This is a genomic window from Massilia sp. CFBP 13721, from assembly GCF_014842025.1.
Lineage (GTDB): Bacteria > Pseudomonadota > Gammaproteobacteria > Burkholderiales > Burkholderiaceae_D > Telluria.
This window is the reverse complement of sequence record NZ_JACYUY010000011.1, coordinates 50871-64468: the sequence shown is the minus strand read 5'-3', so window position 1 is coordinate 64468 and position 13598 is coordinate 50871. Positions and strand designations below refer to the sequence as shown.

The following is a 13598-nucleotide window of genomic DNA, read 5'->3' as shown; positions in this document are numbered from 1 at the left end:
ATGCTTGCCTGTTGCAACGACATCGCAGCAAACAAAGACAACGCGGGAGTAGCTCAGTTGGTAGAGCGCAACCTTGCCAAGGTTGAGGTCGAGAGTTCGAGACTCTTCTCCCGCTCCAAGTTTGCAGAAGGTCAGCAGCAAAGTAGTAGAAGAAGTAGTAACAGGTTGTCTTGGAAGTTGTCACAATTTCTGCGATAATCAATGTTTCCAGAATGCGGGAGTAGCTCAGTTGGTAGAGCGCAACCTTGCCAAGGTTGAGGTCGAGAGTTCGAGACTCTTCTCCCGCTCCAGTTACCTGGGGTAGTAGTAGTCAGTAGTAAGCAATAACACTCCATGCGGGAGTAGCTCAGTTGGTAGAGCGCAACCTTGCCAAGGTTGAGGTCGAGAGTTCGAGACTCTTCTCCCGCTCCATGAAGTGCTGGTAAATGTAAGCAGTAGCTCCTAAGCGGGAGTAGCTCAGTTGGTAGAGCGCAACCTTGCCAAGGTTGAGGTCGAGAGTTCGAGACTCTTCTCCCGCTCCAGAATTCAGAGAAGACATTTCCCTTCTCCTGTTGATTTGGATCATAACCGTCCAGCCCAGCAGTCGTACTATACCTACTGGCGAGGTAGCAAAGCGGTTATGCAGCGGCCTGCAAAGCCGTCTAGACGGGTTCGACTCCCGTCCTCGCCTCCAGAACAAAGCCAAAAATCGCCCTCGTTGGCGATTTTGGCATTTCTGGACTCCGTTCAAGATTGTGAAGATGACCATGGGTCACGACATCCATACCCTCAAAGATGCGTCCGCACTCCTGCGCCGCGTCTGGCGCAATGCCATCCCCTTTTTCCTGAGTATCGAGCTGGCACTGATGGTGCTCGTCGCCATTGCCACCGTCGCTGGCGTGTTTTTCGCCGCCATGGGCGACCTGCGCAGCGTGCTCGCGTTCGGCTTCGTGATCGCCTATGTCGGCACGCGCTCGGTCCTGCATGTGAAGCGCATCGTCAGCTGGCCATTTATCTAGCTTGCACCGGTAGTTGGCGGCCGCCTGCAAAGCATCGCAGGCGGCGCCAAACGTTCGACGAAAATTATTTGCTCTTGCGCGTGCTGCGCCCGGTGCGGTGCTTGCGCCGGGACGTCGTCCGCCGTGCCGGCTTGTGACGCGTTTTCGTCTCGCCCGCCTTGGCACGCTGCTTGTTGACGATCCGCGCCGCGACTTCGTCCTCGCGGCCCTTGTAACGCTTTTCCTTCTTGAATTTCCGCTCGAGCTTCTTGGCTTCGCGCTCGCGGCGTGGGCTTGCTCCTCTTGGCATGGTATTTCCTCCTGAAAGTTGTCATCGTACTCAGGAATACCTGATGAGGACGCACGGTTCGGCTTACTCCCCAGGCGTGCGCCAAGCTAGCGGACACCGGCGTTAAGCTTATTGGCACGAATGAACCTGTCGACGAGCCTATTCGGCTGAGGAGAAATTATGGATGACACTAATTTCCAGGACTGTATCGACGCCTGCAACGCTTGCGCCGCCGCCTGCGACCATTGCGCCAGCGCCTGCTTGCGTGAAGAAGACGTCAAGATGATGGCCGGCTGCATTGCGCTGGACATGGACTGTTCTCAACTGTGCCGCCTGACGGCCGGTTTCATGGCGCGCGGTAGTGATTTCGCGATGGTCTTGTGCCGTCAGTGCGCCGAGGTATGTGCTGCCTGCGCCGCCGAGTGCGGCCAGCATCAGGCGGACCATTGCCAACAATGTGCCGCAGCTTGCCGGCGCTGCGCCGAAGCGTGCGCAGCGATGGCGGACGCAGGCCAGGGCGTTGCCGCGCACTGAGCACGGCAAGTGCCTGCATGACGGCTTTACGTTACTGCAGCGTACCAGCCATGAAATGATAAAGGCCGCGTTGCGCGGCCCTCGATACGGTATGGCGGATCAGTTCGCCCCAACCACCAGCGCCCCGTCCGGCGCTGCCTCCCGCCGCGCCACGTGCACGATCGACATATCGAAGTGATACGACATCGCCGACACCGCCCCCATTGCATCTCCGGCGCAGATGCGGTCCACCACCGCCTCGTGCGCGTCGATCACGCGTGTCAGCTCAATTTCGCTGCGGCGGTCGTCGAAGTGAATGCGCGACGACGCCTCCACCGGCGTCCTCAACGCAGCGAGCAGGATCGAATTCAAGGGATTCCCGCTGGCTTCGGCAATCACCGTGTGGATCGCCGTGTCGCAAGCCACGCGCCGCGCATGGTCCGAGCCGGCCGAACGCATCTGCACCACGAGTTCGCGCAGCGTCTGGCGTTGTTCCGGCGAGGCATAGCGTGCGGCCAGCTGCGCCGTCTGGAGTTCGATTGCGCGTCGCGTTTCGATCACGTGCGCCACGCTCACCTGGGCCGTGGTCAGCGCGTAGTCGAAGACTTGCGCCAGCACGTGCGGGTCGATCGCTTTCAGGCGCGGCTTGCGCCCGCCTTCGATCTCCAGGATGCCGAGCGCCGCCAGCGTGCGGTAGGCTTCGCGCACGCTGCCGCGGCTGACTTTCAGGTCGAGGCCGATCTGGACTTCGCTGGGCACGGTGTCACCCGGACGCAGCTGCTCGCGGTTGACCAGCGCGAGCAGGTGGCGCGCCACCTGGGCCGACAGGGTAGGGCGTTCGAGCGAGGGAAGTGAGGCAATCTGATTCATCGATGCAGCCTAAGTTTTCTGTCCAGTGCTGTCAAGGCTGCGCCGCCGGCGCCGGCTGCGGCGCATCGCCGTAGACCTTGCCGATACGGCGCGACAGGGTCCAGAAGAACAGCCCCGTGAACAGGTTGATCATGGCCACGCAGGTCATCGACAGGCGCAGTCCGCCGACGTCGCTGCCGGTGTTGAGCAGGTCGCTCAGCAGGCCCACCAGCAGCGGTCCCATGCCCTGGCCGATCACCACGCCGACCACGCCGATGATGGCCACCGCCGTGGCGCGTGCCTGCGGCGCCACCAGGTCCTGCACGGTGCCGAACACCGGGCCGGCCAGCGTCCCTGCGATCAGGAAGGTGACGAACAACAGCCCCATCGCGATCATCGGCTCCTGCACGTAGAAGCTGCCGATGAAGGGGATCAGCACGCCCCAGCTGACGAAGGCCGAATAGCGCGCGCCCCAGGTACGCGAACCCTTCGCATAGCGCACCGTCAACTGGCCGCCGACCAGGGCGCCGATGCCGCTGGCGAGACCGATGCCGAGGCCCAGGCCCAGCCCGATCGCCATCGGCGTCATTTTAAAGGCGCGCTCGAAATAGCTCGGCAGCCAGGCCGCCACCGCGCCCGCCAGGCCGACGAAAGCAAAGGCGAAGACCAGCATGAAGAAGCAGCGCAGGTCGCCCAGCTGGGTCCAGATGCTGGCCCTGGCGCCATCGACGGACGGCGGCGGCTGGTCCACGCGCAGCGGTTCGCGCACCGTGAAGTGGAAGATCAGGGCCATCACCATGCCGGCCACGCCCAGCCAGATGAAGCCGAGGCGCCAGCCGACCGTTTGCACCAGGATGCCGCCGCCCAGCATCCCGCCCAGCATGCCGAGATACACACCAGAGAAGTGCGCCGCGTAGGCGCGGCCACGCAGCTCGCGCGGATAGTAATCGCCCAGCATCGAGTGGGTCGCCGGCACGCAGCCCGCTTCGCCCACGCCGACGCCGATGCGCGCCGCCAGCAGGAACATGAAGCTGGTCGCCATGCCGGACACGCCCGTCATCAGCGTCCACACCGCGAAGCTGAGGAAGATGATCCACTTGCGGTTGCCGCGGTCGGCCATGCGCGCCAGCGGGATCGAGACCAAGCCGCCCAGCAGCGAAAACGCCAGGCCCGTCATCAGCCCGAGCTGGGTATCGCTCAGCAGGAATTCCTTCTTGATCGGCTCCATGAACATCGAGATGACCACCTTGTCGACCGAGCACATGAAGCCGACCACGGCCAGCGCGACCAGTACGTAGGTGCGGTAGGCGGCGCTGACCGGCTTGTTGTCGGCGATGGCGATGGTGCGGGCCTGCAGGCCGGTGTCGATTGGTTTCGTCATTGTGCTCATGCTGCCATCTCCATATCAAAGCCTGTCGGCGTCCATGCATCCGGCGCCGTATCCATGAAGCGCCGTAGCGTCTCGGCCCACAGCGCCGCATCGGCGCCGGAAGCGAAGTGCCCCTTGTCGCTGTCGAGTTCCACGTAAGACCAGCGTTCGGTGCCTGGCAACTGCGCGACCTTGCGCGCCAGCGCCGGCGAAAACACTTCATCGCTGCGCGAGAGCACGTACAGCACCGGTGCGCGCATGGCGTCGATCTGCGCGCGCAGATCGAAGGCTTCGGCAGCGCGCATCAGCACCACCAGCGACATCGGGTCGAAGCCCGCTGCCCACTCGCGTGCCAGCAGCGCCACCTCGCTGGCGCGCGCGGCCGGATCGGGTATGCGGTCCGCCAGTTCCGCATCGACGCCATAGCGCGTCAAGGTCGCCGTGCGCATGGCGGTGAGCTTGGCGAACATGGCGTGCATCTCGCCCGCGCACCAGGCCGCCCAGCCCGGGTCGGCCGCGAGATCGGCCAGGATCGCCTCCGCCGCGCCGGGCGCCCCCGGATGCCAGGGCGCGCCGACGGCGGCCACCACGCGTTCGACGAAGTCCGGAAACTGCAGCGCCCACTGGAAGGATTGATAGGCGCCGAACGAAGGTCCAGTCACGGCAGCGAGCCGCGTGACGCCGAGCGCATCGAGCAGCGCCTTTTGCGCGGCCACGATATCGGTCAGCGTCAAGGAGGGAAACGCGATGCCGTATGGCGCGCCGCTGTCAGGGTCGATGCTGGCCGGCCCGGTCGAGCCGTAGCAAGAACCGATCATGTTCGGGCACACGACAAAATAACGGTCGGTGTCGATCGGCTTGCCGGGGCCGACCAGGTCGGCCCACGAGCCTTCGGCGACGTTGGCGCCGGCGTCGAGCATGGAGGGACCGGTGGTGTAGCCGTGCAGGACCAGCACCGCATTGGTGCCGGCGGCGTTCAGCCGGCCCATGCTGCGGTAGGCGGTGACGGGCGCGCGCAACAGCGCGCCATCCGCCAGGCGCAGGTCGGGCCCAGTGAAATAATGGAGGAGGGAGTCCATGGCCGCGCCTCAGAAGCGGTAGGTCAGGTCGGCGCCGATCGTGCGCGGGGCGATCACGCCGGCGCCGAACGGGCTGCCTGCCGGCGTCAGGCTTTGCGACTTGAGGAAGGTGATGCCGTCGCTGTTGTTGACGTTCTTCGCATAGACCGCGAGGCGCCAGTTGGCGTTCTCGATGCCGCCCGAGAGGTTGAGCGTGGTGTAGGCCGGCACGTCGCGCGCGGCGCGCTCGCTGAAGTCCGAGCGGCGCTCACCGGTGTGGCTGACGGTGCCGCCGGCGTACGCGGCCCAGCCGGCGCCGACCGCCCAGCGGTAGTTGGCGCCGAGCGAAGCCGTCACCTTCGGCACGAAGGGCAGCTTGTCGCCATCGAGGCCGCCGGCGGCCGGTGCGTCTTCGGTCAGCTTGGCGTCGGTGTAGCCGAGCGCGCCGCGCAGCGCTAGGCCGGCCATCGGGAAGTAGGACAGCGACAGTTCCGCACCGCGGCTGGTGGCGGCGCCGCCGTTGACGATGAAGTTGAAGCCGGCGGCGCTGGTCTGGATCTGGATGTCCTTCCACTTGGTGGCGAACAGCGCCGCTTCCAGCGAGACGCGGCCGCCATCCATCATCGACTTGTAGCCCAGCTCGTAGCTGGTGAGCGTGTCGGGTGCGAAGGTGAAGGGCGCCAGCGTCGCATTGGTCGGCGGCACCGCGTTCGGGCCGCCCGGACGGAAGCCGGTCGCCACGCGCGCGTACAGCGCATCGTCTGCCGATGGCTTGTAGCGCGCGCTGGCGAGGTAAGTGGTCTTGCGCTCGGTCGAACCGGCGTCGATCCGCACCGGCACCGGGCCCACCAGCAGGCCGCTGTAATCCTGGGCATACACCTGGTCGTCCTTGCCATGGCGGATGCCGGCCATCAGGTCGAACTGCGGCGTCAGGGCATAGGTCGCGTTGGCGAATACCGAGTACTCCTTGTAGCTGGTGTCGATCGCGGCGTTGACGATCGAGGGCAGCGGGTAGGTGGCATTCGTGGTGGTCGAGAACGGACGGAAGCCGGGGATGCGGTTGGTGTTGTCTTCCTTGGTGTAGTACACGCCGGCTTCGTAGTCGAGCTTTTCGTCGAAGGCGTTCGCGCGCAGGCGCAGTTCCTGCGAGACGCGGTGGGTGGTGGTGCCCTGGGCATAGGAGACGCCGAGGTCCGGGATGCCGAAGGCGGCGCCCAGCGCCACGCCGTAGCCGAAGGTGCCGTCCAGGCCTTGCGAGGCGTCGACGTCTTGCACCGTGGTCGAGGATACGAGGTCGAAGCCGCCCAGGTGGCCGTTGATGGTGAGGTTGGCCACGTCGAGCTGCGCCGACGACAGCTCCTCCGCGAAGCGCCGCTGTTTCAGCTCGCCGTACAGGGGCGCCAGCGAGACCGGGTTGACGTCGACCAGGCCGTTCCCTTGCGATTTCACCTTCTGCGTCAGCGCGAAGGCCGATAGCTTCCAGTCCGGATTGATCATCCAGTTAAAGGCGACGCGGCCGCCTTCGACCTTGGCTTCGTTGACGTCCTCGCGGCCATCGGTGCGGTCGATGTAGCCGGCATCGGTACGGCTGAAGGCGGACACGCGCAGCGCCATGTTCTGTTCGCCGAAGGGCATGTTGAGCGAAGCGCGCGCGGTCTTGCCGTTGCCGCCGTCGCGCACGCTGTTGCCGCCCAGGGTGACGCTGCCGCGCAGCTTGCGGTAGTCGGGCGCGGAGGTGACGTAGCGCACCAGCCCGCCCATGGCGCCGGCGCCGTACAGGGTGCCTTGTGGTCCCTTCAGGATTTCGACGCGCTGCAGGTCGGCCGGGTCGATGTCGGGCGTGACCGCGCTGCCGGCGGCGTAGGCGTTCACGGAGCCGATCGGCGCTTCGTCGATATAAAAGGCGGTGGTCGACGCCGACTGGTTGACGCCGGTCGTGATGCCACGCAGCGCCACCTGCGTGAAGCCCTGGCGGAACGAGGACAGCGACATGCCCGGCACCTGCGCCACGTAGTCTTCCAGGCGCACCTTGCCGTCACGGGTGAGCTGGTCGGTATTGACCGAGGTAACCGAGGCCGGCACGTCGAGCGCCGCCTGCTCGCGCTTTTGCGCGGTGACGATCACCTTTTCGATGCGCTCGTCGGTGTTCGATGCTTGGGTCTGGGCCTGGGCCGACAGCGAAGTCAGGGCGCAGAAGAGCGATACCGCGGCTGCGGTGGCGGTGCGGGAAAAGGCAGGTGCGTGGTGCATATGTGTCTCCAATATTTTTATGGATTTATAGTGTTTATATGCTTCGGTACTGCTGAATCTAAAAAATCTTGCCCGGGTTCAGAATCCCGTTCGGGTCCCAGGCGTGTTTGATGGTGCGCATCAGGTCGACGACCTCGCCGCCGTATTCGAGCAGCAGCTTGTTCTTCTTGCCCATGCCGATGCCGTGTTCGCCGGTGCAGGTGCCGCCCACAAGCAGCGCGCGCTCGATCATCGCCGCATACACGCGGTCGACCGCGGCGTGTTCTTCCGGTTTGTCCGGCATCGGCATGAACAGCACGTGGAAGTTGCCGTCGCCGACGTGGCCGAGGATCGGCGCCACCAGGCCTTCCTGGTCGATCAGCGCGCGCGCCTGCGCCACGCTCTCGGCCAGGGCCGACATCGGCACGCAGATATCGGCCACCACGCTCACGCAGCCCGGACGCAGGGCGAGGGCGGCGAAATAGGCCAGGTGGCGCGCATGCCACAGGCGCGAACGGTCTTCGGGACGGGTGGCCCAGGCGAACCCGGTGCCGCCATGGCTGGCCGCCACTTCCTGCGCCAGTTCGGCCTGTTCCTGCACCGCCAGCGGCGTGCCGTGGAATTCGAGGAACAGGGTCGGGAGTTCGGCCAGGCCCAGTTGCGAATGCAGGTTGCAGGCGCGGACCTGGGTCTCGTCCAAAAATTCGATGCGCGCAAAGGGCACGCCCGACATCGACAGTTCGGTCACCGCATCGACCGCCGCCCCCAGGGTCGGGAAGGCGCAGCTAGCGGCCGCCACTTCGGTCGGCAGCGGATGCAGGCGCAGCGTGATTTCGGTGATGACGCCGAGCGTGCCTTCGGAGCCGGTCAGCAGGTGCACCAGGTCGTAGCCGGCCGAGGATTTGCGCGCGCGGCTGCCGAGTTTGACCAGACGGCCATCGGCCAGCGCCACTTCCAGGCACTGCACGTTGTGCGCCATCGAGCCGTAGCGCAGCGTGGTGGTGCCCGAGGCGCGCGTGGACACCATGCCGCCGATGGTGGCGTTCGCGCCCGGATCGACCGGGAAGAACAGGCCGGTGCCTTTCAGGTGGCTGTTCAGCGCTTCGCGCGTGATGCCCGGCTGGACCACGCAATCGCTGTCTTCCGGATTGATGGCCAACACTGCGTCCATGCGCGACATGTCGATGCACACGCCGCCGTGCGGCGCGCTGACGTGCCCCTCGAGCGAGCTGCCGGCGCCGAACGCGATCACCGGCACCCGGTGCTCGTTGCACAGGGCGAGGATGGCGCAGACTTCCTGTTTGTCGAGCGGCCAGACGACCAGGTCCGGCGCCAGGCTGGTGGCCAGGCCCTCGCCGCGCGCATGCTGTTCGCGCACTGCGCGGGCGACGCTGACGCGGTCGCCGAAGCGTGCCTGCAGGGGAGCGACGACGGCATCGACCGTGCCGAGGGAAGTAAGGGGGTGTCTCGAAGTCATTTTTTATCCTTGTTGGCAACTGATCCTCAGTGCAATCGAGAATACGCCCGGGTTTTTAACCTGTCAAACATGTTGTATAGGTTTTACGCGACATGTCGGCGTTGCTGCCACAAATTCTTGTGTTGGCACTAGACCTGTATGATATGTTTATAAAAACCAATCGGAGACTTCCATGACCCAGCCAGCCGTCATCCTTGTCCACGGCGCCACGCTCAACGGGCGCTCGTGGGACCCCGTCCGGCGCCTGATCGACCTGCGCCTGCAGGTGCTGGCGCCCGACCTGCCGGGCCATGGCGCCCGCCGCAGCGAGCCGTACACGCTGCAGGGCGGTGTCGACACCGTGCTTGCCGCTGCGCGCTCGCTCGGCGATGCGCCCTTCATCCTGGCCGGCGACTCGCTCGGCAGCTACACGTCGCAGGCGGCCGCCGCGTCACTGCCGCAGGACCGGCTCAAGGGTTTGGTGCTGGGCGGCGCCAGCCATGAATTCATCGGTGCGCCGACCCTGCCGTACATCGCCAACGCCATGCTGTTTCGCGTGCTGATCGCGTTATATGGGGAAGACAAACTCCTGGCGCGCAAGATGCCGGCCACCCTGCGCGAATTCGGCATGTCGGACGAGGATGCGGACAATACGCTGGCGGCGGGCATGAGCCTGAAGGTTTTTCCGCAGGCGGTGGCGGCGCTGCGCGGCGTCGACTTTCGCAGCAAGCTGGCGCAGATCGCGCAGCCGACCATGTTCATCAACGGCGACGCCGACAAGAACCACGTGCGCGGTGAAGCGCACTACGTCGCCGCCGCGCGCCAGGCCACGGTGCACCGCTTCGCCGGCGCCGAACACGGCGTCAGCCTGCGCCGCAGCCGCGAGTACGCCGCGTTGGTCAACGCGTTCGCGCAGCGGGTGCTGCTGGCGTAATCGGCGCCGTGTGCAGCAGGATGTAGGGTGGGCGGCTATACCCGGTTGTTAGTGTTCCAGTGGCTTTGGTGCCGCCCACGCGTTCAACCAGCGGATGCATGGTCGTACCGTGGTTTGCAGCCGTGCGTTGAACGCGTGGGCGGGAGACCCGCCCACCCTACGGGTATGCCCGACGCGAATCGTTATCCCTCTAGGGCGACTTTGTAGGGTGGGCGGCCCTCCGCCCACGCGGTACGCACGTCCCCATGTCGTTGGCCGCGACCTGTCGCCACGCGGCGCAAGCAGCATCGTTAGCTTCCCTGGTTCGGCGCATGCAGCAGCGCCATTACCCGCTCATGCGCCACCCTCAGCGCCGCCACCAGCACCGGCGACCCCGCCAGCTCGCCCCAGATCGCCGCCTCGGCGCAAAACGCCGCCACCACGTCGCGCTGCCCGCACACACGCTGCAGGAAGCCCGCATCCAGCGCCGCATCGCGGTAATCGGCCTGCACCACGCCGGCCTGCCAGCGGCACAGGAAAGCGAGACATAGCGCCGGCAGCGGCGCCACGGCGTCCAGCGCCAGCCCGCGCGCGATGCGTTCGCGGATGGTTGGCACGATGAAGCCGGGCAGCTTGGCCAGGCTGTCGGCCAGCACCCGGTCGTTGGTGTCGCGGATCGCGTCGCCCGAAAAACGCGCGATCACGCTGTCGCGGTAGGCTTCCAGGTCGACCGGGCTCGGACGCAGGCAGTCGAACACGGCGCCGGTCACGTAATCGTGCACCAGCGCGCGGATGCGTTCGTCGCGCATCCCTTCGTGGATGTAGCGGTAGCCGGCCAGCGTGCCGGCCCAGGCGATGGCGCTGTGGCTGGCGTTCAGGATGCGGATCTTGGCTTCCTCGTGCGGCGCGACGTCGGTCACGAGTTCCACGCCGACGTCTTCCCAGGCCGGGCGGCCGTTGCGGAAATCGTCTTCGATCACCCACTGCAGGAAGGATTCGCTCATCACGGCAGCCGCGTCGTCGCGCCCGGTCGCGGCCAGCACGCGTGCGCGCAGTTCGGGCGCGGCGCGCGGCGTGATGCGGTCGACCATCGAGTTCGGAAAGCTGGCGTGATCCTGCACCCACGCCAGCAGGTCGTGGTCGCCGGCCAGGCCGAGGAAGTCGGACAGGCCGGCGCGGACGAGGTCGCCGTTGTGGCGCAGGTTGTCGCAGCAAAGGAGCGTGATGGGACCAGCGTCCGCGGCGCGGCGCGCACGCAGGATCGCGCTCAGCACGCCATAGATGATTGTGCCCGGTTCCCCGCGCCGCGCCGCTTCGACGTTCTGGCGCACTTCCGGCAACGCTGGGTCCAGCCGGCCATCCGCCCCCAGGCAGTAGCCGGCTTCGGTGACCGTAAACGAGACGATGCGGGTCGCGGCGTCAGCCCCGGCCGCGATTACGGCGGCCAGGCCGGGCACATACGGCAGCACCTGCGCGATGGCGTCGATGCTGCGATAGGCATAGCGGCCGGCGGGATCGACGGTCTCCAGCGTGTAGACGCAGTCCTGCGCGACCAGCGCCGCGCTGACGTCCAGCGGGTCGGGCCGGATGTTGGCGGCGACGATCGCCCAGCGCCGATCGCCGCGCTCGTGCAGGTCTTGCAGGACGGCGGCCTGGTGGGCGCGGTGAAAGGCGCCCAGTCCAAGGTGGAGAATGACGTTGACGGGTGTGTGCATGGCGCCTGTCGGATAGGTAGTAAGGGATAGCTTGTGATTTCCAGAAATCTCTGCCAATCTTATCTTAACCTGTATGACAGGTGATACATTTTCCACCACACGAGGCGATACATGGATGAAAACGACAACCCCTTGCATAACATGCTGCGCGAGCGAATGCCCGGCATGCCTCAGCGGGACATCGCCCGCTTCGCGGCCAGCATCAGCGTCGACGAGCCCTATGTAGCGCCGGTGATCGCGCCCAGCGTCCCCGTGGGCCGCCTGACGCATGCGCGCCATGTCTCGTCGATTGTCTACCCGGGCATGGAGCGCAACTACGCGGTGTATGTGCCGCAGCAGTACCGCGACGGCATGGAGGCTTGCCTGATGGTGTTCCAGGATGGCGCGCACTATCTCGGCCCGGAGGCGAATACGGCGCGCGTGCTCGACGCCCTGATCGACGACGACAGCATGCCGGTCACTATCGCCGTGTTTATCGAACCGGGCGAGATCGGCCCCGGCTTGCCGGTGTACGGTGGACCGGGCAACCGCAGTGTCGAATACGACGCCACCGGTCCGGATTACGTACGCTTCCTGCTCGACGAACTGCTGCCCGAGGCGCTGGCCGGCTACCGGGTGTCAAACGACCCGGCGCGGCGCGCGATCGCCGGCATCAGCTCGGGCGGACACTGCGCCTTCAACGCCGCCTGGGAGCGGTCGGACGCCTTTGGCAAGGTGCTGACCCATTGCGGCAGCTTCGTCGCCATCCGCGGCGGCGACGCGTGGCCGGGCCGCATCCGGCGCGAGGACGCGAAACCGCTGCGCGTGTTCCTGCAAAGCGGAACCCACGATCTCGACATCCTGTTCGGCGACTGGCTGCTGGCGAACCGCGCGATGGCGGCGGCGCTATCCTACCGCGGCTATGACCACCGGCTGGTGACCGGCGAGGGCGGCCACTCGCTGAAACACGGCGGCGCGCTGCTGCCCGAAACGCTACGCTGGCTCTGGCGCGATTGAAAGTGAATAGTATGGAGCTGGATGCCAGGCGCGGTCCGTAGGGTGGGCTCCGCCCACGGCCGTTTTTCGTGTCTTCGCATACCCGGCATGCGTTGCGAACGTTCGAGCGCTGTACCGCGTGGGCAAAGCCCACCCTACTAGCCCTTATCCAAATTGGCCAGCACCCGCGCCAAAAAACCCGCAAACTGACTCAACTCCGCCTTGTCGAACCCCGCATACGCCTCACTAAGCCTTCCCGACACATCCGGCAGCGCCTGCGCAATCAATTCGCGCCCCTTGGCGCTGAGGGAAATCAGGACGGTACGGCGGTCACCGGCACGGGTGCCGCGTTCGATCAGGCCGCGCGCCGCGAGGTCGTCGCAGACCCGGGTCAAATTCGCCGGCTTTTCGCTGCAGGCTTCGGAGAGCTCCGATGCCGTCGAGGTTTCATCGGGGCTGCCGTACAGGATCGCCAGTACGATATAGCCGGTGTCGGCAAGTTCATACGGTTTGAGCGCCGCATTGGTGCGGTCGCGCAGCTGCTTCTGCAGGTGGTGCCCGAGGCGGACCAGCAGGATCGACTCGAACGGAAAATCAGGCACCCGTGCCTGGATGTTGCGCAATCGTTTTTCCGTCGGTTCGAATTCGCTCATGGACGCTCCCGCATGAAATGCCAGATTGTAACCGTGTCGGCAGCCGGACGGTAGCGTATCGCGGTCGCCGGACGCGGTTGCCAGGCGACACACGCCTTACTGTGCAGCGCCGCCCTTGACGGTCGCCGGCGCCGCTTCGGCGTCCACATGGCCATCGGTCATGATGGCGACCGCAGGCGTCGTGGCCGTGGTGCTGGTTGCCGCGGCAGGTACGCTGGACTTGGTGGCCCGGTCAGCCACGTGGCCATCGGTCATGATGACGCCGGCGGGATTCGCGGTTTTCACCCAGTTCGGATACACATAATTGGCTTCCGACGGTGGGTAGGTGCCGTCCTTGCGTGCCTGCTCGAGTTCGGCGACGACGCGAGCGCGTACCGGATCGGTCGGCGCGACATTCGTCGAAGCGCAGCCGGCGAGCAGGGCGACGAGGAGGGCGGGGATGAGGGCTTTGGTGAACATGGAATGCTCCTGAAATTAAGCGGTGACGCGCCACAATTGGCGCCATGGGATTAATTTTACTCCTGAATAGTACATTAGTGAAGCAAATGACCCAAAACCGTTTAGTAGGAACATTCAGTTTGGTAGTTGGGGGAAAAACGCAG

At 65.5% G+C, this 13598-nt stretch carries 13 protein-coding genes and 5 tRNA genes; 9 read left to right on the top strand and 9 right to left on the bottom strand.

Features of this window, described 5'->3' with window-relative positions; all coding sequences use genetic code 11:
- Positions 1–42 precede the first annotated feature (42 nt).
- The 6 genes from IFT60_RS12540 (at position 43) to IFT60_RS12515 (ending at position 998) form a co-directional block, all read left to right on the top strand.
- Positions 43–118 (top strand) — tRNA-Gly (locus IFT60_RS12540).
- 96 nt (positions 119–214) lie between these two features.
- A tRNA-Gly gene (locus IFT60_RS12535) sits at positions 215–290 on the top strand.
- Positions 291–335: 45 nt separating this feature from the next.
- Positions 336–411, top strand: a tRNA-Gly gene (locus IFT60_RS12530).
- 34 nt (positions 412–445) lie between these two features.
- A tRNA-Gly gene (locus IFT60_RS12525) sits at positions 446–521 on the top strand.
- 78 nt (positions 522–599) lie between these two features.
- Positions 600–673 (top strand) — tRNA-Cys (locus IFT60_RS12520).
- Between the two features lie 73 nt (positions 674–746).
- The gene (locus IFT60_RS12515) at positions 747–998 is read left to right on the top strand and encodes a hypothetical protein (RefSeq protein WP_192052316.1); all 252 of its coding nucleotides are present in this window, start codon (positions 747–749) and stop codon (positions 996–998) included.
- Positions 999–1062: 64 nt separating this feature from the next.
- Here the strand turns inward: IFT60_RS12515 and IFT60_RS12510 are convergent, their stop codons facing one another.
- Positions 1063–1287, bottom strand: a complete 225-nt coding sequence (locus IFT60_RS12510) for a hypothetical protein (RefSeq protein WP_192052315.1) — start codon at positions 1285–1287, stop codon at positions 1063–1065.
- A 159-nt stretch (positions 1288–1446) separates the two neighbouring features.
- Between IFT60_RS12510 and IFT60_RS27190 the strand changes: the two genes are divergently transcribed.
- Positions 1447–1800 (top strand): four-helix bundle copper-binding protein, encoded by a 354-nt coding sequence (locus tag IFT60_RS27190; RefSeq protein WP_229510838.1) that lies wholly within the window; start codon positions 1447–1449, stop codon positions 1798–1800.
- 99 nt (positions 1801–1899) lie between these two features.
- On the opposite strand, the gene IFT60_RS12500 is transcribed toward IFT60_RS27190, so the two are convergent.
- Genes IFT60_RS12500 through IFT60_RS12480 form a run of 5 tightly spaced genes read right to left on the bottom strand, consistent with a single transcriptional unit; the run spans position 1900 to position 8761 of the window.
- Complete coding sequence (locus tag IFT60_RS12500; RefSeq protein ID WP_192052313.1) at positions 1900–2649, bottom strand: FadR/GntR family transcriptional regulator; 750 nt, start codon at positions 2647–2649, stop codon at positions 1900–1902.
- A 31-nt stretch (positions 2650–2680) separates the two neighbouring features.
- Complete coding sequence (locus IFT60_RS12495) at positions 2681–4009, bottom strand: MFS transporter (protein WP_192087980.1); 1329 nt, start codon at positions 4007–4009, stop codon at positions 2681–2683.
- A gap of 5 nt (positions 4010–4014) precedes the next feature.
- Positions 4015–5076, bottom strand: coding sequence for an alpha/beta fold hydrolase (locus IFT60_RS12490; protein ID WP_192052311.1), 1062 nt, complete (start codon positions 5074–5076; stop codon positions 4015–4017).
- A gap of 9 nt (positions 5077–5085) precedes the next feature.
- Positions 5086–7305: a TonB-dependent receptor gene (locus tag IFT60_RS12485; protein WP_192052310.1), complete on the bottom strand. Its 2220-nt coding sequence runs from the start codon at positions 7303–7305 to the stop codon at positions 5086–5088.
- Positions 7306–7363: 58 nt separating this feature from the next.
- Positions 7364–8761 (bottom strand): FAD-binding oxidoreductase, encoded by a 1398-nt coding sequence (locus IFT60_RS12480; protein ID WP_192052309.1) that lies wholly within the window; start codon positions 8759–8761, stop codon positions 7364–7366.
- Positions 8762–8933: 172 nt separating this feature from the next.
- Between IFT60_RS12480 and IFT60_RS12475 the strand changes: the two genes are divergently transcribed.
- On the top strand, positions 8934–9674 hold the full coding sequence (locus IFT60_RS12475; RefSeq protein WP_192052308.1) for an alpha/beta fold hydrolase: 741 nt from the start codon (positions 8934–8936) through the stop codon (positions 9672–9674).
- A gap of 290 nt (positions 9675–9964) precedes the next feature.
- Here IFT60_RS12475 and dalD read toward each other — a convergent pair whose 3' ends face one another.
- On the bottom strand, positions 9965–11368 hold the full coding sequence (gene dalD, locus IFT60_RS12470) for a D-arabinitol 4-dehydrogenase (protein ID WP_192052307.1): 1404 nt from the start codon (positions 11366–11368) through the stop codon (positions 9965–9967).
- 111 nt (positions 11369–11479) lie between these two features.
- Between dalD and IFT60_RS12465 the strand changes: the two genes are divergently transcribed.
- Positions 11480–12364 (top strand): alpha/beta hydrolase, encoded by an 885-nt coding sequence (locus IFT60_RS12465; protein ID WP_192052306.1) that lies wholly within the window; start codon positions 11480–11482, stop codon positions 12362–12364.
- A gap of 137 nt (positions 12365–12501) precedes the next feature.
- On the opposite strand, the gene IFT60_RS12460 is transcribed toward IFT60_RS12465, so the two are convergent.
- A complete protein-coding gene (locus IFT60_RS12460) occupies positions 12502–12996 on the bottom strand; it encodes a MarR family transcriptional regulator (protein WP_192052305.1) in 495 nt (164 codons plus the stop codon).
- A 96-nt stretch (positions 12997–13092) separates the two neighbouring features.
- Positions 13093–13455 (bottom strand): DUF4148 domain-containing protein, encoded by a 363-nt coding sequence (locus IFT60_RS12455; RefSeq protein ID WP_192052304.1) that lies wholly within the window; start codon positions 13453–13455, stop codon positions 13093–13095.
- Positions 13456–13598: the final 143 nt, after the last annotated feature.